The organism is Shinella sp. GW821-FHT11G07 (genome assembly GCF_058808115.1).
The window spans coordinates 1-17,332 of the sequence record NZ_JBXARJ010000025.1; the positions used below are offsets into that span (position 1 = coordinate 1).

The 17,332-nt window shown below is 60.3% G+C and carries 17 protein-coding genes; 2 read left to right on the forward strand and 15 right to left on the reverse strand.

Going from position 1 to position 17,332, the window contains the following annotated elements:
- The coding region (locus AC1RT2_RS30510; RefSeq protein ID WP_493108061.1) for a hypothetical protein at positions 1-238 on the forward strand (238 nt) is incomplete at its 5' end.
- A gap of 56 nt (positions 239-294) precedes the next feature.
- Here the strand turns inward: AC1RT2_RS30510 and AC1RT2_RS30515 are convergent.
- From AC1RT2_RS30515 to AC1RT2_RS30565, 11 genes are all read right to left on the reverse strand, one after another.
- On the reverse strand, positions 295-774 hold the full coding sequence (locus AC1RT2_RS30515) for a DMP19 family protein (RefSeq protein WP_493108062.1): 480 nt from the start codon (positions 772-774) through the stop codon (positions 295-297).
- Between the two features lie 368 nt (positions 775-1,142).
- Complete coding sequence (locus AC1RT2_RS30520; protein WP_493108064.1) at positions 1,143-1,700, reverse strand: helix-turn-helix domain-containing protein; 558 nt, start codon at positions 1,698-1,700, stop codon at positions 1,143-1,145.
- Positions 1,701-1,722: 22 nt separating this feature from the next.
- Positions 1,723-3,168 (reverse strand): NAD-dependent succinate-semialdehyde dehydrogenase, encoded by a 1,446-nt coding sequence (locus AC1RT2_RS30525; RefSeq protein WP_493108066.1) that lies wholly within the window; start codon positions 3,166-3,168, stop codon positions 1,723-1,725.
- 22 nt (positions 3,169-3,190) lie between these two features.
- Positions 3,191-4,801, reverse strand: coding sequence for an ABC transporter ATP-binding protein (locus AC1RT2_RS30530; protein WP_493108068.1), 1,611 nt, complete (start codon positions 4,799-4,801; stop codon positions 3,191-3,193).
- A 7-nt stretch (positions 4,802-4,808) separates the two neighbouring features.
- A complete protein-coding gene (locus AC1RT2_RS30535) occupies positions 4,809-5,696 on the reverse strand; it encodes an ABC transporter permease (protein ID WP_493108070.1) in 888 nt (295 codons plus the stop codon).
- Positions 5,697-5,734: 38 nt separating this feature from the next.
- Entirely contained in the window at positions 5,735-6,688 is a 954-nt protein-coding gene (locus tag AC1RT2_RS30540; RefSeq protein WP_493108071.1) for an ABC transporter permease, read from the reverse strand.
- A 76-nt stretch (positions 6,689-6,764) separates the two neighbouring features.
- Entirely contained in the window at positions 6,765-7,541 is a 777-nt protein-coding gene (locus tag AC1RT2_RS30545; protein WP_493108073.1) for an alpha/beta fold hydrolase, read from the reverse strand.
- An 11-nt stretch (positions 7,542-7,552) separates the two neighbouring features.
- Positions 7,553-7,777, reverse strand: coding sequence for a 2-hydroxymuconate tautomerase (gene thmT / locus AC1RT2_RS30550; protein ID WP_493108075.1), 225 nt, complete (start codon positions 7,775-7,777; stop codon positions 7,553-7,555).
- A gap of 29 nt (positions 7,778-7,806) precedes the next feature.
- The gene (locus tag AC1RT2_RS30555) at positions 7,807-8,832 is read right to left on the reverse strand and encodes an LLM class flavin-dependent oxidoreductase (protein ID WP_493108077.1); all 1,026 of its coding nucleotides are present in this window, start codon (positions 8,830-8,832) and stop codon (positions 7,807-7,809) included.
- A gap of 27 nt (positions 8,833-8,859) precedes the next feature.
- A complete protein-coding gene (locus AC1RT2_RS30560; RefSeq protein WP_493108079.1) occupies positions 8,860-9,879 on the reverse strand; it encodes a flavin reductase in 1,020 nt (339 codons plus the stop codon).
- Between the two features lie 104 nt (positions 9,880-9,983).
- Entirely contained in the window at positions 9,984-11,576 is a 1,593-nt protein-coding gene (locus AC1RT2_RS30565; protein WP_493108081.1) for an ABC transporter substrate-binding protein, read from the reverse strand.
- 223 nt (positions 11,577-11,799) lie between these two features.
- Here AC1RT2_RS30565 and AC1RT2_RS30570 point away from each other — a divergent pair, with 223 nt between their 5' ends.
- Positions 11,800-12,447, forward strand: coding sequence for a TetR/AcrR family transcriptional regulator (locus AC1RT2_RS30570; protein ID WP_493108083.1), 648 nt, complete (start codon positions 11,800-11,802; stop codon positions 12,445-12,447).
- Between the two features lie 208 nt (positions 12,448-12,655).
- Here the strand turns inward: AC1RT2_RS30570 and AC1RT2_RS30575 are convergent, their stop codons facing one another.
- From AC1RT2_RS30575 to AC1RT2_RS30590, 4 genes are all read right to left on the reverse strand, one after another.
- On the reverse strand, positions 12,656-13,690 hold the full coding sequence (locus AC1RT2_RS30575) for an LLM class flavin-dependent oxidoreductase (RefSeq protein WP_493108085.1): 1,035 nt from the start codon (positions 13,688-13,690) through the stop codon (positions 12,656-12,658).
- A 121-nt stretch (positions 13,691-13,811) separates the two neighbouring features.
- Positions 13,812-14,834 carry an ABC transporter substrate-binding protein gene (locus tag AC1RT2_RS30580; protein WP_493108087.1) on the reverse strand — a complete coding sequence of 341 codons (1,023 nt, stop codon included), beginning with the start codon at positions 14,832-14,834 and terminating at the stop codon, positions 13,812-13,814.
- A 31-nt stretch (positions 14,835-14,865) separates the two neighbouring features.
- Complete coding sequence (locus AC1RT2_RS30585; RefSeq protein WP_493108088.1) at positions 14,866-16,098, reverse strand: ABC transporter permease; 1,233 nt, start codon at positions 16,096-16,098, stop codon at positions 14,866-14,868.
- 14 nt (positions 16,099-16,112) lie between these two features.
- Positions 16,113-17,231 (reverse strand): ATP-binding cassette domain-containing protein, encoded by a 1,119-nt coding sequence (locus AC1RT2_RS30590; protein WP_493108090.1) that lies wholly within the window; start codon positions 17,229-17,231, stop codon positions 16,113-16,115.
- Between the last annotated feature and the right edge of the window lie 101 nt (positions 17,232-17,332).

Here is a 17,332-nt window from a genome sequence, read left to right on the forward strand (position 1 = left end):
AACTCTCCTTTCAAACAAGAGGAAAATCCGCCGAAAACTAACATCAAAACCGGACCACTTTCGCCGTGTCACCTCAGTCGTCGGTGATTACCTGTTTGCGGACGGCAGCATCATTCTCGGCGCCGGCGCCATCGACCGGCTTTTCACGTGGCGGCCGCTATTTCGGGGACATTCAGCCCAAACAGGCCGAACGGCTGCTTTGGCGAAATTTGCGGTCCGCGTGAACGGCCGGAATTGAGGCGCAAAGCAGCCTCGGCCCCACGTGAGCATCGCTAATCGCCGCCGGATGAAAGTTCAGTGGCAGGTCAATTTCAACAGTTCATTTTTTCTGGCGTAAATGTCGCGTGCGAGGATGAACTCCCGGCTCCAGACATCAATGGCATGATAGCCGCGCTCCAGCATTTCCTGGATAGAAGTGTCTGAGTCTATCTTAGCGACTCGAACCCACTGATTGCGAGGGTATTCCGGCCCAAAAGCCTTGATAAGTTCCGCCATGATGGTCGCGTAATGGAGCACTTCCATTGCCTGCAACGCATCCCGAACGATAGGAGCCAAAGCGCCGGATGAGTTTTCGAAGAATTGAGGAAGGCCACCATTGGCGACTTCCCCGTCGAAAATAACCGTAGCGTAAAGATAGGCATAAGGCAGTCCCAATCGCTCGACCGTCCCCGGAATAAGCTCGTCTTCAATCGAAATTCCGCGCTCTGCCTGCTCAATCCCTTGTTTAAGGAGCCAGTCATCGAGCGAGCCAAGATCATCGTATGGCGCTGTCATGACGGCTCCCAACTATCCAACCCAGCTACGTGAGGTTGTTGATAGGTTCAAATCGCGAAGCCTGCAAACGGCTATAGTTACTGTGCCCATTAAGAGCGGCGACCGGATGTGAGGTTGTATAGGCCCGAGAACCGGGCCGGTAATTACTATGGGCTCAGACCGCGGATCCGCTACAAAGGAGAAATTCGATGCCATTCGGATGAACGATTGACAAAAAACCTGATGTGAAAGGATACGAGCCGCCGAGCCACGTTTCCTTATGACAAACCGCAGCAATCATTTCCAATTTCGGGCGCAAGCACCTTTTAAGCAGTCAGGTCGCAAGTTGCAGTTGGGATCGTCGGTGCGGCTGGTGCCTCTCGCCAGAATTAGTCGGGGTATGCGCTAGGCGAGGAGATGCAAATCAGCCGAGCCTCCCGTTGATCACAGCTTGAAATTTGAATCTGATGACCGGTGAAACATTCGAACGTATCACCCTCACCAAGGGGCAGACACTGGCGATCAGAGCAAATTTTAATTCGACCATTCGTAACAATTAGGTATCTTATGGCGTGCGAGGCGTGATCCCCACCGAGCAGAGTCCTCACTCCAGGGCGCAAAGCGATTGTGTCCACTTGCAGACTGCCGCGGGGAAACCTATCGAGAGAAACGCTGTAATTATCGCCAGCCACATGAACACCGTGAATTATGTCGTTCCGTATGATACTGTGCTGAAGCCTCCGCCCGGTGCTTACATTCGAGTAGCACAGACCCAGCCCGTCACAGATGCGAGCGATCGTCATTTCGTTTGCGCCGCACTTTCCGCGCTCAAACTGGCTGAGAAAACTTGGCGTTAATCCTGTGATCGCAGCGAGCGTTCTCAGCGACATGCGTCGGGCAGTCCGTGCGGCGCGGATCAAATGATGGATTTCGAGATCCCCGCTCATCAAGCATCTCCGGCCACACTACTCAGGTCACTGAGATGAACTTCGTCACGAGATAAGCGTCGATTGCCTCGGAACCACCTTCGTTGCCGTAGCCGGAATCCTTTATGCCACCGAAAGGCACTTCAGGCAGCGCGAGGCCGTTGTGATTGATCGTGGTCATCCCGGCTTCGACGCCTGTCGCAAGCGCCTGTGCACTTTCGATCGACGTGGTGAAGGCGTAGGAAGCCAAGCCGAACGTTAGGCGGTTGGCTTCTTCGATCGCCGCGTCGAGGTTCTTGACCGGATTGATGATCGCGAGCGGCCCGAAGGGCTCTTCGTTCATCACGCGGGCTTCCGTCGGCACGTTCGCCAGCACTGTCGCCTCGAAGAAGTTGCCCTTGTTGCCGACCCGACGCCCGCCAGTAACCAGCCTGCCGCCCCGTTCCACGGCATCGCTGATGAGTGACTCGAGAGCCGGGATTCGCCGTTCGTTGGCGAGCGGGCCCATCGTGACGTCCTTTTCCAATCCGTTGCCGATCTTGATGGCGCGTGCGGCTTCGACAAAGCCATCGAGGAACTGGTCGAACACCTTTTCCTGGACCAGAAAGCGCGTGGGCGAAACACAGACCTGGCCCGCATTGCGAAACTTCGAGACGGAAAGAACCTGCACTGCCTTGGCGACATCCGCATCGTCGAGGACGATTGCCGGGGCATGACCGCCGAGCTCCATCGTCGCCCGCTTCATGTGGAGGCCTGCAAGCGAGGCGAGTTGCTTGCCAACCGGCGTTGACCCCGTGAAGGAGATCTTGCGGATAACCGGATGCGCGATGAGATATTCGGATATCTCCGCCGGCACGCCGAAGACCAGACCAACGACACCAGCCGGCACACCGGCATCGACGAAGGCCCGGAGCAGTTCCGCGGGCGCAGCCGGCGTTTCCTCCGGCGCTTTGATGATGATCGAGCAACCGGCGGCAAGCGCCGCCGAAAGCTTGCGCACGATCTGGTTTATTGGGAAATTCCACGGCGTGAAGGCAGCGGCCGGGCCGACGGGAAGCTTGATCGTGCTCTGGGAAACGTTGGAACTGCGGCCCGGGATCACCTGGCCATAGGCGCGCCGGCCCTCCTCCGCAAACCATTCGATGAGATCGCTGGCCGCGCCGATTTCGCCAAGCGCTTCGTTCAGCGGCTTGCCCTGTTCACGGGTCATCAGAACGGCGATCCGCTCCTTGCGCTCCCTCAGAATATCGGCGGCCTTACGCATGATCTTCGATCGCTTGTAGGCAGATACGGAGCGCCATGCCTCGAAACCGGCAGAAGCGGCAGAAACGGCGGCCTCGAGATCGGCCCGGGTCGCCTTCGATACCTTGCCGATCGCTTCGCCGGTCGCCGGATCGAATACCGGCAACGTCGCGCCGTCCGTTGCATTTCGCCATTCACCGTTGATCAAAAGCTTGGTGTCGCAATAGGCCTGGTTTTCGATCGTCATTGAAATCTCCGTCTTCAAAGTTTCACGGGGTGCCGCCCTGGCGCGCAATCAGCGCGTCCAGCCAGCCACCATGCATCTGGGGAACGGACGCGATGAGGCATTCCGTGTAGTCGCTACTCGGATTTTGCAGCACCGCGTCCCGTTCGTTCTGCTCGACCACCTCGCCATCTTTCATGACGACCACCGTGTCGGCGATCGCGGCGACGATCTTCAGGTCATGCGTAATGAACAGATAGGTCTTTCCACTCTGCTTTTGCAGGGTGGAAAGCAAATCCAGTATTCCCTCCGCCACCAGCGGATCGAGTCCCGACGTCACCTCGTCGCAAATAATCAGGTCGGGATCGGCCGCAATCGCGCGGGCGATGCAGATGCGTTGTTTCTGTCCGCCGGAAAGCTCGCCGGGAAACCGCTCGGCAAGCGTCGGCGAGAGCTCGACCTGCTCCAGCAGCCGTGCCACCTGCCCCGCAACGGCTTCACTTTTCAGACCGCCGTAGAACCCCAGCGGACGCCCCAATATCTCGGAAATCTTCTGACGCGGGTTGAGCGCCGTGTCCGGAATCTGGTGGATCAGCTGAATGCGGCGCAGCGTTTCGCGGTCGCGCTGGTTGATCCCGCCCGAAAGCGTCGCGCCATCAAAGCGCAGGGTGCCGGTATCGGGCACAAGCAGGCCGGTGATGACCCGCGCCAGCGTCGACTTTCCGGATCCGGATTCTCCGACGATCGCCATCGTGCGGCCCTTCGGCACACGGATGGAAATGCTGTCAAGCACGCGCCGTGCGCCATAGGAGGCCGACAGACCGGCGATTTCGAGCAGAAGCGCATCTGCGGTGCGCTGAGGGCGAATGGCCGGATCGGCAGCCAGAAGACGGCGCGTATAGTCCTGGCCGGGTGTGTCGAGGAGCGCCCGTGTCCCGGCTTCCTCGACGGTCTCGCCGTGCCGAAGCACCATGATCCGGTCCGCGACCTGCGCCACCACCGCAAGATCATGCGTGATATAGAGCGCAGCCGTCTTCGACCATCGCACGGCACTGCGCACAGCCATGAGCACGCCGACCTGGGTGGTGACGTCAAGTGCTGTCGTCGGTTCGTCAAAGACGATGAGATCCGGATCGCCGGCCATCGCCATCGCAATCATCGCCCGTTGCAACTGTCCGCCCGAAACCTGGTGCGGATAGCGTTGCCCAAATTGCTCCGCATCGGGCAGGCCGAGGCGCCGATAGAGTTCGCGCGCCTTGGTCGCCGCGGCGGCACGATCGGAGAAACCATGCACCGCCAGCACTTCGATGAACTGGTCGATCAAGCGATGCGCCGGATTGAAATAGGCCGCAGCCGACTGTGCGACATAGGCGATCCGCATGCCCCGCAGCCGCCTCAGCTCCTTTTCGGACATGCGAAGGAGATCGCGCCCTTCGAACAGGACCTGCCCGCCGGAAAAGCGGCAGCCCGGTCGCGCATAGCCGAGCGCGGCCAGGCCTATGGTGGATTTCCCCGCGCCGGATTCGCCGATCAGGCCGAGCACCTCACCACGATCGAGCCGGAAGGAAACCCCTTTGACGATCTCCTGCCACCGGCCGCCGCTTTCGCCTTCGATCCTGAGATCGCGCACATCGAGAAGAATACCGGGCTTCGCCATATGAGCCTCACTGTCCATCGCGTAGGCCGCTGGATTTATCTAGGAACCAGTCGACGACATAGTTGATGCCGATCGTTAACACGGCGATCGCGGCGGCCGGCAGCAGCGGCGTGACGTCGCCATAGGTGATGAGGGTCGCATTGTCGCGCACCATCGAGCCCCAGTCCGCCGTGGGCGGCTGAATGCCGAGGCCGAGAAAACTCAAGGCGCTGATCATCAGGAAGACGAAGCAGAAGCGCAGGCCGAACTCGGCGACGAGCGGCGACAGGATATTCGGCAAGATCTCGCGGCGCATGATCCAGAGCCGGCTTTCGCCGCGCAGCCGCGCCACGTCGATGTAATCCATCACCGTCACGTTCATGGCGAGCGCGCGCGCCAGACGAAAGACACGGGTGGAGTCGACCAGCGCGATGACGACGATCAACACCGGAATGGACATGCCGAAGATCGTCAGAAGAAACATGGAAAAGATCAGCTGCGGTATCGCCATCAACACATCGACGGTGCGTGACAGCAAATGATCCGGCCACCCACCCGCCACCGCTGAAAAAATGCCCAGCGTTCCGCCGACTGCGAAAGCCAGCAGCGTCGCTGCAAAGGCGATCCCGACGGTGTTTCGTGCGCCAAAAATCAGCCGGCTCAGCATGTCGCGGCCGAGATTGTCGGTGCCGAGCAGAAATTCGCTGCTCCATGCCGAAAATTGCGGCCCGACGATTTCTGCCTCGCCATAGGGGCTGATCCAGGGCGCCAGAAGGGCGAGCCCGACATAGAAAATGACGATGAAGAGGCCCAGCTTTGCGCTCAGCGGGGCTGCCGCAAGTGCTTTCAGCCAGTTGGGGGAAAGCCGTCCGCCTGTTGCGGACGACACGGCGCTGCCGCGCGCAAGTGCAGTCATGGAAGGTTCCTTGGGAAGAAGCATGGTCTCTCGGCGTTTCATCGGCGATGCAACAGGCGTGGATTTGTCGCCGTTGCGAGAATATCGGCCGTCAGGTTGAGGAGGATGTAGGTTGCGGCGAAGATCAGGCTGCACGCCTGCACCACCGGAATGTCGCGCTTCTGGACGCTGTCGACCATCAGCTGGCCGAGACCGGGATAGACGAACACCACCTCGACGACGACCACGCCGACAATCAGATAGGCGAGGTTCAGCACCACGACGTTGATGATCGGGGCAAGCGCATTCGGCAGGGCATGGCGCGTGATGATGCCGAGGGGCGAAACGCCCTTCAGCTTCGCCATCTCGATATAGGGGCTGGCGAGCACTCCAATCAAAGCGGCGCGCGTCATGCGCATCATATGGGCCACGACCACCAGCGTCAGCGTCAAGGCCGGCAGGACCATGCCTTCGATGCGCCCGAGACCCGTGCCGTCGCTGGAACCGGCAAGGCTGGGCAGCAGACCGGCCTTCACCGAGAGGAACAGGATCAGCACATAGGCGACGAAGAATTCGGGAAAGGAGATCGATGTCAGCGTCAGCATGTTGATTGCGCGATCGAAGACACCGTTGCGGTAGAGCGCGGCAAGGATGCCGAGTGCGAGCGCAAGGGGCACAGCCATGACGGCGGCCAGAAGCGCCAGCTCCAGCGTGCTCGACAGGCGGCCGAAGACGAGATCGCCGATCGGTCGGTGGTTGGCGAGCGATGTGCCGAAATCGCCGTGCAGGATGCCGGAAAGCCAGGCGACATAGCGCTCATGCAGCGGCAGGTCGAGGCCAAGCTGGATGCGGAAGGCGGCGACCGTCTCGGGCGATGCCCCCTGGCCCAGTACTTCGGTCGCGATGTCGCCGGGCAAGGCGGACACGCCGAGAAAAATGATAACCGATACGATCCAGAGCGTGAGCACGCCGGTCGCCAACCGATTGGCGATGAGAACAAGAATGTTGCGCATGACCGATCCCGTTCACACTTGCCGCTGTTTGAAATAACTGCGCACGGCGATGCGCGCCGTGCGCAGTCCACGCCGATCAGGCGTGTTGTTGCAGGAAGGCCTTCATCGGTCGGCCAACCCGGTCAGAAGCTTCGATCAGGATGGCGTGCTTGAGGCCATCGAGGATGATCAGTTCGGAATTCGGCAGCGCTTCGGCGATCTGTTTGTTGAGCCGCGGATTGCAGCCGCCGTCGAGTTCGCCCGTAAGCACCAGCGTGGGCGCGCTCACCTCGTGCAGCCACGGGCTCATTTCCGTCTCGGCGTAGATGTCGAAGACGTTCAGGAACACGTCCCCGTCGGTATCGACAACCTGCTTCTTACGCCATTCGATGACATCCGGCCGAGCGGCTGCGAAATCGTCTGTGAACCAGCGCGCCGTCAGCGTATCGAGAACCTGGGGAATACCCTTCTCGCGCATCGCGGTGACGACGGCCTTCACCTTGGAACTGTCGTCTTCGGTGCGAAATGCTGCCGTCGACAGCAGGCCGAGCGACAGCACCCGCTCGGGATAACGGCGCGCATAGGCCGGGCCGATCATGCCGCCCAGCGAGTGTCCGGCGAAATGCGCCGTCTCGATGCCAAGCTTGGCGCGCAGCGCCTCCAGGTCGTCGACCAGATCGTCGAGACCGAAGCGGCCCTCGGGAAGCGGCGAACCACCATGGCCGCGCAGGTCATAGGAAATGCAGGTGAACTGATCTTTCAGCTGCTCGACGATCTTCGTCCAGCCTGTCTTGCGTGCACCGATACCATGGATCAGGAACAGCGCAGGCCCCTGCCCCTCGATCGCATAGGCGCAATCAATTGCCTTGCTCATCGTGGAAGGCCTCACTTCTTTTCGGCTAACGCGGCGGCAGCTGCAGCCCGATCCGAGCAAAGCTCTCCGGCAACAGCCCAATCGTCCTGCGCGATCTCGCTGAAGATGATGTGGACCGACTGCGGCGTTGCCTTGGCGGATTCAACGAAGCTGTCGGTGACTGCCTTCGCGATGGCGCGCTTCTGTTCGAGCGTACGGCCGGGAAACATTTCGATCTTGATTACGGGCATGGTCATTCCTCGATTGTTGGGTTGAGGTGTCGCATTCACGCGACGGATTTCTGGCGAATTCCGGAAAGCTGCGGCATGACCTCGGATGAAAACCGGGCCATCATGTCCAGCGTTTCGGATTGCTCCTGGCCGAAGTTCGAAGTGACGATCACCTCGTCGATACCGGCCTCCGAATAGGCCGCGAGACGGTCGATCATCTCGTTCGTCTCGCAAATGATCAGGCTGCGGCCGAGCTCCTCAATCGTCTGCTTGCGCGGCAACGGTCGGATGCAGCCGTTGTCCACGATGCCTGGACCGCTATAGACGTTGTCGAAACGCTGGTAGTAGGTGGAGGCGAGTTCGAGCTTGGCGCGCGCATCCGCCGCGTCACGCGCGAGATAGATGCCGCGCTGAAGTGCGAGGCGGTTGTCTTTGCCACTTTCGATCTGGCCGCGGCGGAAGGCGTTGACCTGCTCCAGCAGAACCGTATGAGAGGCCTGCAACGGTGTCGTCTGCACATGATAGCCCTTGCGCGCCGTATGGTAGATGCCTTCCGGCGCCATCACGGCCAGCATCAGCGGGATCACCCGCTCGGGGCGCGGCATTACGGTGATCGGATCGAACGTGTAGTAATCGCCATCCCAGGAAACCTCCTCCTGCGTCAGCAGCGCTTCCAACACCGCAAGCGATTCCTCGAATTTCTTCTTGGTCTCCTCGATCGGCGTGCCGAGGCGGCCGACCTCATACGCGAAGGCGCCACGGCCGACGCCGAGAACCAGGCGCCCATCACAGAGCATGTCGGCCTGCACCACCTCACCGGCGAAAACCCGCATGTCGCGGATCGGCAATACCGCAATCGAGGTGACGAGTTCGATGCGCGAGGTCGCCGAGGCAATCTTGACCGCAAGCTGCAACGGCGACGGCACGAGCAGGATGTTGATCAAGTGATGCTCCGGGATCGACACGCCGCGGTAGCCGCATTTTTCGGCCTGCACGGCCTGTTCGACCATGTCGCGATAGAGCCGGGTGCCCCCGTAACTGGGATCGGGCAGGTAGCTGGATAGGAAGTGGTTGAAATCCATCGTGATATGTCCTCGTTTCTTGCTGTCCTAGCGGGCAGTCGCCGGCATTGCGGACAGGTCGGGCCGCCATTCGGCCCAGGGGCGCGGCTTGCCATCGAGGGCCACAACGCGGCCTCCGTCAGCGGTGTCGTAATAGATGCCGAAGCAGCCGGCCTCGCGTTCCCGGAAGAAGCGCAGCAACATGCCCTGTTTCATCTCGCCGTCGATCAGCTCCCAAGGGCGTTCCTGAACGCCAAACAGGCGGGCCTCGATGCCGTTCGCGCTTTCCGGCTCGGCCTCGCCATTGCTTTCGACGGAAAACATCATCGTCGTACGCCGCTCGCCCACCTCCTGGAACAGGGAGTAGAGAAGCGAGGCTTCCGCCGGAATGCCGAAGCGGGCAAACAGCGAACGCAACACGCCGGTGTGCTGCTCGCCGGCTGAAAGTGCCGCACCCGGCAATTCCCAGCGATCGCTGCCCTGCCGCCGGCAGAGCAGAACTTTACCGTCGCGTTCAAGAAGGCCTCCGACGAAGAGAGGCGCGCCAAGCTGTTCCAGCTCGCGCACGGCAAGCCCGAAGCCGACATAACCGCCACGGAAGTAGCCTAGCGGCTGGCCGTTCTTCGACTGGAAACGATTCACTGCGCCGAGCAGGATGATGTGATCGCCTGCATCGATGACCCGGTCGCGCCGGCAGATCATGGTTGCCAGGCTTTCGTCCACGAAGGGCACATCCGCGCCGGCGAGCCTTGCCAGTGCCTCCGCCTTCATCGACGGATCGCGCGAGGCGAACGCATTCGACATCTGGCGCTGCCAATCGCCCAGCACGCTGATGCTGAAATTCTCGGCAGCGACGAAAGTCTCGTAGCTGCCGGAGGTTTTTGCGAGACACACCAGCACCAGCGGTGGATCGAGCGATACCGAGGTGAAGGAGTTGGCCGTAAAAGCGCGAACAGTCCTATCCTCACTGCGTGTCGACACCACGGTCACGCCGGTCATGAAGGAGCCGAGCATGTCGCGGAAGAGACGGCGATCGCAGTCGTTCGCATCCACCCAGGTGTGCGTCATCCCAAGTCCTCGATTTCAAGTTTGGCCGTGGCCGATTTCGCCGGCTGATAGCGCCCGCCCCGCTTCCGCCGTTTAGACGGCGGCGGGCGAAGCAGGAGATTGTGTCAGGCCGTAACCCACCAGCGTTCAATCGCCTTCATGCCATCCAGCGGCAAATCGGCGTTCTGGCGCTCGGGGGTCTGTACCGCCTCGCCCAGTCCATTGACGTAGTTCATGAACATCGGAACGATGGTGCCGCCGTCGCCGCTTACGATGGCCTGCATCTCGCCATACATGTCCTTGCGCTTCACCTCATCGAGTTCTGCACGCGCCTCGAGGAGAAGGCTATTGAAGCGCTCGTTGTCCCAATGCGTATCGCCGAAGGACGCGCCCTTGGCGTAGATCAGCGAGAAGATGGCGTCAGGGGTCGGGCGACCGGTCCAGTAGCAGGTGCAGAACGGCTTCTTCGCCCACACATTGCTCCAGTAGCCGTCGCTTGGCTCGCGCTTCACGTTGATGTCTATCCCAGCGGCGGAAGCGGATTCCTTGAACACGACGGCAGCATCGACAGCGGTCGCAAACGCTGCGTCGGAAGCACTGAGCTCGACCGACAGGCTATCGAGGCCCGACTGCTTCAGATAGTGCTTCGCCTTGTCCGGATCGTAGGCACGCTGCGGCAGTTCAGCATTGAAATAGCGTTGGTTGGCCGGGATCGGGTGGTCGTTTCCAACGACACCATGCCCTTGCAAAAGCGTCGCAACCCACTGTTCACGGTCGATTGCATGTTTCAGCGCCATGCGAACGTTCTTGTCGTCATAGGGCTTGATATCGACCAGCATCGGCATGGTGGCATGGCAATAGCCCTGCACCTCATCGACACGCACCTTGCCGGCGCGCTGCAGCAGGGCGATGGTCTTCAGATCAACGCGGTTCATCACGTTGATCTGGCCGGTGACCAGCGCGCTCTGGCGCGCGGTGACGTCGTTGATCGCGATCAACTCGACCGCATCGACGTGGGCGCGCCCCTGTTTCCAGTAATTGGCAAACCGTGTTGCGGTGGCCCGCACGCCCGCCTCGAAGCTTTCCAGCTTGTAGCCACCGCTACCCATGCCCGACTGCCAGTCGACGCTGCCGTCGGCATTCGCCGGCATGACGCCGAGATGATAGTCGGAAAGGAGAATGGCGAGGTCGGCATTGCCGGCAGCAAGCTCGATTCGGACGCTTGTGGCACCCTCTGCCTTTACGTCAGCAATCTGGGAAAAGATGCTCTTTGCAAGCGATGTGGTCTTCTCGCCACGATGATGGTTGATCGACGCGATCACGTCGTTGACGTCCAGCGACTTGCCGTTGTGGAACTCGACGCCCTTGCGCAGGCGGAAGATCCAGGTCTTGGCGTCCGCGCTCGATTCCCAGCTTTCTGCCAGCTCCCCGACCGCGTTGCCATCCGCATCGAGTTCGATGAGATTGTTGCGCAGGCCGCCATAGCTCAGCGCCATCATGAAATCGTCCCAGGCGAGAGCCGGATCGAGCGTGTCCGTGGTGTTGGCGCCGCCGAGACCCATGGTCAGCGTGCCACCGCGCACGGGCTCAGCCCGCGCCGTCCCCGGCAGGGAGAGCCCGCCGAGCATTGCCGCGCCACCAATGGCGGCCGCACCCTTCAGAACCCCTCGGCGGGAGAGGTTGCCATTGGAAAGACGTTCCCAGTTGAAATCGCTCATTTCTTTCTCCCCCAATGACGCCGCTTCAGTGCAGGGCCGCAACGTCGAATGTTTGTACATCCGTACGATTTCTATTTCGTACATCTGTACCATTCGTCTTGTCAATACGGAAAGTGTGGCTTAGGAGACGGTTGATTGAACGGGCCGCGAATGCGCGACGCCAAGCTCTTGCCTGGAGCGCGATGTGCGATGAATATGGCGAGACAGATGAAGAGGATGCAGCGTGACTGAAGCCAAGAAGAAGCAACGCACCTTTCGCTCCTCGGAGGATCGGCGGGCGGAAATCATCGAGGCGGCCTTTCAGTGCATCCAGGACGTCGGATATGCGAAGCTGACCGCGCGGAAAATCGCCGAGCACTCGAATATCTCGCTGGGCCACATCACCTACCACTTCAAGGATATGAACGAGGTGTTGGTCGAGACCTACCGCTATGCATCTCGAACCCTGCTGGACGCGACGTTTCAGGACGTCGACCGTTCCTCGAAAACGCCGATCGAGCAGCTGAAGGCCTTTCTTGGCACAGGCTTCAGTCCGGCTTTCCTGAAACACGAATATCTGCGTGTGCGTGTCGATCTCTGGTCGGCGGCACTTTCCCATGCGCAAATCGCAGAAACCGAGCGTGAACTTTACGACCGCTACCGACTGAATCTCTTGGACGTGCTTCAGAAGGTGCGAGAGGAAAGGCAGGGCAGCGAGGGCGACGTAACCCTTCTCGCCGACAGCATAATGGCAATGCTCGACGGCCTCTGGCTCGACTGGGAACGTCATCATAACGATGCATCCATTCGCAACGGGCTGGAAGGCTGTATACGACTGGTCAACGCAGTCCTCCCAGCTGCGGAACGCTCCGTTACTCAGCCGACGAACTGAACGGCACGGTGCTTTCCGGCTTCGGCCTGGACCCAGTCGCAGTCCTGTCAAAAGCGAGCGCGGCCGTATCGCAATCTCCGATCGGCAAAGGCACGAAAAGCGGCGACCAGCGACCACGACGAGACCTTGCCTCCGCAAGCGGGCGCGCTACCAATATCCGTTGCCACCAAGATAATTTCAGGCTCGACACGTTCATGGGATTCTCCGATCACGCGACTGCGTTCAGGTTGCTCTTGCTAAAATGCGGTGCGACCTCGGATGCGAAGCGGTGCATCATCTCAAGCATGTCCGCCTGGCTCTGGCCGAAGCCGCCACTGAGGATGACCTCGTCAATGCCGGCCTCTTCATACGCTCCCAGGCGATCGACCATCTCGGCCGGCGGACACACGAGAACGTTGCGTTCCAGCTCCTCCACCGTCTGCTTGCGGGGAAGCGGCTCAATCAGCCCCTTGTTGACGATGCCTGGGCCGGAAAAGACGTTGTCGAACCGCTTGTAGTACTCATGGATCAACGCGACGCAGCGTTTTGCATCGGCGTCATCCCGCGCGGCATAGGCAACACGCTGCAAGGACAGCCGGCTGTTCTTGCCTTTTTTCCCGGCCGCCGCCTTGCCTCGCTTGAACGCATCCACCTGTTCCAGCAGAACGGAATTCGATTCCTGGAGCGGCGTCGTCTGGACGCTCAGGCCGCGGCTTGCGGCGGCGTAGATCGCCTCCGGCGCCATGGCCGCGACCATCATCGGGATCGGCCGCGCCGGCCTTGGCATGATGGTAATCGGCTCGAAGCGATAGTATTCGCCGTCCCAGGAAACCTCTTCTCGCGACAGGAGGGCGCAGAGCACATCGAAGGATTCGTCGAATTTCTTCCGCGTTTCGCCGATCGGCGTGCCCAGTCGTTCAACCTCGTAGGCAAAGGCACCACGACCGACGCCAAGCACGAGGCGGCCATTGCACAGGATATCCGCCTGCACCACTTCGCCCGCAAATATGCGCATGTCACGGACCGGCAACACGACGATCGCCGTCGTGATCTCGATGCGGTTCGTCATGCTCGCGATCTTGACGGCCATTTGCAGCGGGGAAGGCACCAGGAGGACATTGACCAAGTGATGTTCGGGGATGGAAACGGAGCGGAACCCGAGGCGCTCCGCAAGAAGCGCTTGATCGATCATGTCGCTGTAGAGCCGTTCGCCGCCGAACTCCTTCGTCGGGAGATAGCTGGTCAGGAAATAATTGAAATCCACGGAGAAGTGCTCCCTTGCTGTTACTCGTTGGAACGCCTCACATGAACGACCTTGGCGTGCCGGGGAATCACCACCCGGCTTTCAAGCCGGGCGGCGCATGAAAAGGTCGTTGTGATAGCGCCTACTTGCCAGTCCAGGATTTGACGCGCTCCGGATTTGCCGAAACCCACTCCTTCCCTACGGTGGCAGGGTCTTTCTTGTCGATCGTCATGGCGTAGATCCACGCACCGACTTCGCTCGGCTCGATCGCAACTTTGTTCAGGAAGGCTGCAATTTCCGGCGCACGTTCCTCAAGAGAGGAGGAGTAGGCGATATAGATCGGCTGCGGCGGCGTCGCACAGGTAATGCGGCTCTGCTTCAACCAATCCGGCGACTCTTTCGGGTCGACATAGTTGTAGCAACCATCGGCCTTGAACTCCGGTGTGGCCTTCTTGCTTTCCATTGCAAAGCCATCGAAGGCCGGCTCTTCAAGCTGTGTCAGTTCATAGGCCTGATGCAGGGCTTCCGGTTTCCAATAATAGAACAGCAGGCCGTTCGTCTTCTTTGCCTCGACGCTGGCAAGCTGCGTCTTCATCAGGGCATCAGAGGCAACGATCGGGTCGTAGAACTCTTCCAATCCATAGCTCGCACCCTTGACCCGATAGATGTTCGTAACGCCCCAGCCCGGGGCACCCGGCCAATAGTCGCCGCGGCCGTCGCCATTGATATCGAATAGCGCGGCGATTTCCGGCTTCTTCAAATCCTCAATCGACTTGATGCCGTGCTGTTCGGCGAAGAATTTCGGGACATAGAATCCGTCAGTGGCATCGTAGGGCTTGGCATTCAACCTCACCTTACCCTCGCTGGTGACGAAACGGTCGATGTTGCTCTGCTGCGCGCCAGACCAGACCGCCGGATGCACATCCACCGAACCGTCGCCCTTTCCCATCGCAGCGAAGATCGCTGTCTGATCGGCCGCGATAAGACTGACCTCGGCCCCGTAGGTGTTGGTAAGGATTTCGGCGAGAACCGCGTTCACCGCTCTCGGCTCGTCCCAGGTGAGATCGGCCAGCACGATCTTTTCTCCGGCAACTGCCGCAAGCGGCTGAATGAGCGCAAGGACGCCGGTAAGAGCAAGCGCACGGATCCGGTTCTTCAACTGCATGTCATTGTTCCCCTTGTTGATTGGAATGGATTCAAAGATCTGTCTTGCGGCCGCTGCCCGCCAGGCGATCAAACAGCACGGCACAGAAGACGATTGCGAGGCCCGCGAGGATGCCTTCGCCGTATTGGACGTTCTGCAGTGCGAAGAGGACGTTATAGCCGAGCCCGCCACCGCCGATCAGCGCGGCAACGACCACCATCGACAAGCACATCATGATCGTCTGGTTGATGCCTGTGCGGATGGAGGGCAGCGCAAGGGGGAGTTCCGCCTTGAGCAGCATCTGCAAGGGCGTGGCCCCATGCGCCTGCATCGCTTCACGAACATGCAACGGAACCTGCTCGATGCCGAGGCAGGTGAGCCGGACGAGAGGGGGCAGCGCGAAGATCACCGTCGCGATCAGCGCCGGCGGCTTGCCAATGGAGAAAAATGCGACTGCCGGCAACAGATAGACAAAGCTCGGCATGGTCTGCATCAGGTCAAGGACCGGTGATGCTATGGCGCGGCTGGTCGGACTTTTCGCAAGAAGAATCCCGGCGGGGATACCGATGACGACACACACACAGAGCGACGCCAACACCAGTGCCGAAGTCTGCAGTGCCTCCGCCCAATATCCGAACAGCCCCAGATAACCGAGCGCCATCCAGACCAAGACGAGCAGCCCTGCCCCGCCCCGCTTCCAGGCGGCAAATCCGACGACGGCAAAAAGGACAGGCCAAGGCGCTAATGTCAGGACATTCTCCAATCCCTTCAGAAGCGCCAGAAGCCAGCGTGTCACGATGCGAAAGAAGACATCGCTTTGCACGGTGAGATACGTGACCGCCGCATCGATCGAGGCTGCGGCTGTGCCGCGCACAACCTGCGACGATGGAAATGTAGAAAGCTGCGCTGCGATCGGCCCGGTCATGTTGGCAATAGCGATAGTGGCTAGGCTGAAAACATAGAGCGACAGTTCGATCCACGGCTGCCACGCCGAGACCTCACGACGGAAGTTCGTCTCCGGCCCGGCAAACCGTGCCAACGCGATCGCCGCCGCGCGCGACAGGCCAAAGACGAGAAACATGTTGCCCAAAAGGCCCTGCATCGCGAACCACATCGCAGTGCCATCTGCGAGCAGATATAGCAGCAGGAAACGTCTTGGCCGCGCTGAAACGCAGAGAGGTCCGACCAGAAGATCGGCAAAATGGAGGATGACCGGTTTTCGGTTGCTTTGGCGTGCCGGCACTGCTGCGGTCAACGTTGCGGGATCGGCGGGCTGAAAGGCCATGGTCACATCTCCTTCTATCTCTTGCCGTGCCCGCCGACGGCGACCAGAATTTCACGCGGCCCGACAACACCGATCACCAAACCGCCATCGGTCACGGCGATCGGGCGATCAGTCTCGGTTTGCAGGGCGATGAGCCTGGCAAGCAGTGTGCTGCGTTCGCAGACCGGCCAACCTTCCGGAACGGCGGAGGCCAAAAGAGCTGCGGCATGCCCTGGATATCGCGTTGGAGGCACCATGATGCGCTCGGCGTCAACGAAATGGACCGGCGATATTCCCTCGACGAATTGCGCGACGTACTCATTGACGGGCGACAGCACGATCTCGGCGGGCGTTCCTGTTTGCACGATCTGCCCGTCACGCATGATCGCAATCCGGTCACCAATGCGGATCGCTTCCTCGAGGTCGTGGGTAATGAAAAGCGCCGTCTTGCCGAGTGTTTTGACAAGCCGTCGGAACTCGGTCTGCAACTGCTTGCGGATCAAAGGATCGAGCGCGCTGAACGGTTCGTCCATCAGCAGGATGTCGGCGTCCGCTGCAAGCGCCCGCGCCAATCCCACGCGCTGCTGCATACCGCCCGACAGTTCACTCGGGTAACGATCTCCCCACGCCGAAAGCCCAACGACGGACAAGGCCCGTTGGACCGCAGCATGTGCCGCGAGACCGGTTTCTCCGCGCAATTCAAGCGGAAGATAGGTATTCTCCTCCACAGTGCGGTGCGGGAGGAGAGCGACATTCTGGAAGACCATTCCAATCCTTCTCGCCCGCAGTTCCCGCAAGCCTCTGTTATCGAGAGCTGAAATTGAGCGCTCATTGACGAGGATATCCCCTGCCGTCGGCTCAATCAGGCGATTGACGTGCCGGATCAGGGTCGACTTTCCGGAACCTGAAAGCCCCATGATGCAGAAAACCTCGGACGGACGGACGTCGAAGCTGACGCCTTTCACCGCGACGACGCAGCCATGCTCCCGTCGCGCGCGCTCCACGTCCATCCTCTCGGCAAGAAGGTCGCCGAGAATCCCGTCAACGACCGGCTTGTGTCCAAAGACCTTCCAAACGTTCCGGCAGGAAACAACCGGCGCTCGAGCTTCGCCGGCATGCGACGTGTCGAACTGCATCTTAGGTACAGCGTTCATTTGACCTCATCGACGGATCGAAGCTGCAGAAGCCGGGTGATCGGCTTGCAAAGACATGATCGGAGCCTCGTCCAGCACATCAATGCCAGCCCGAGATGAAG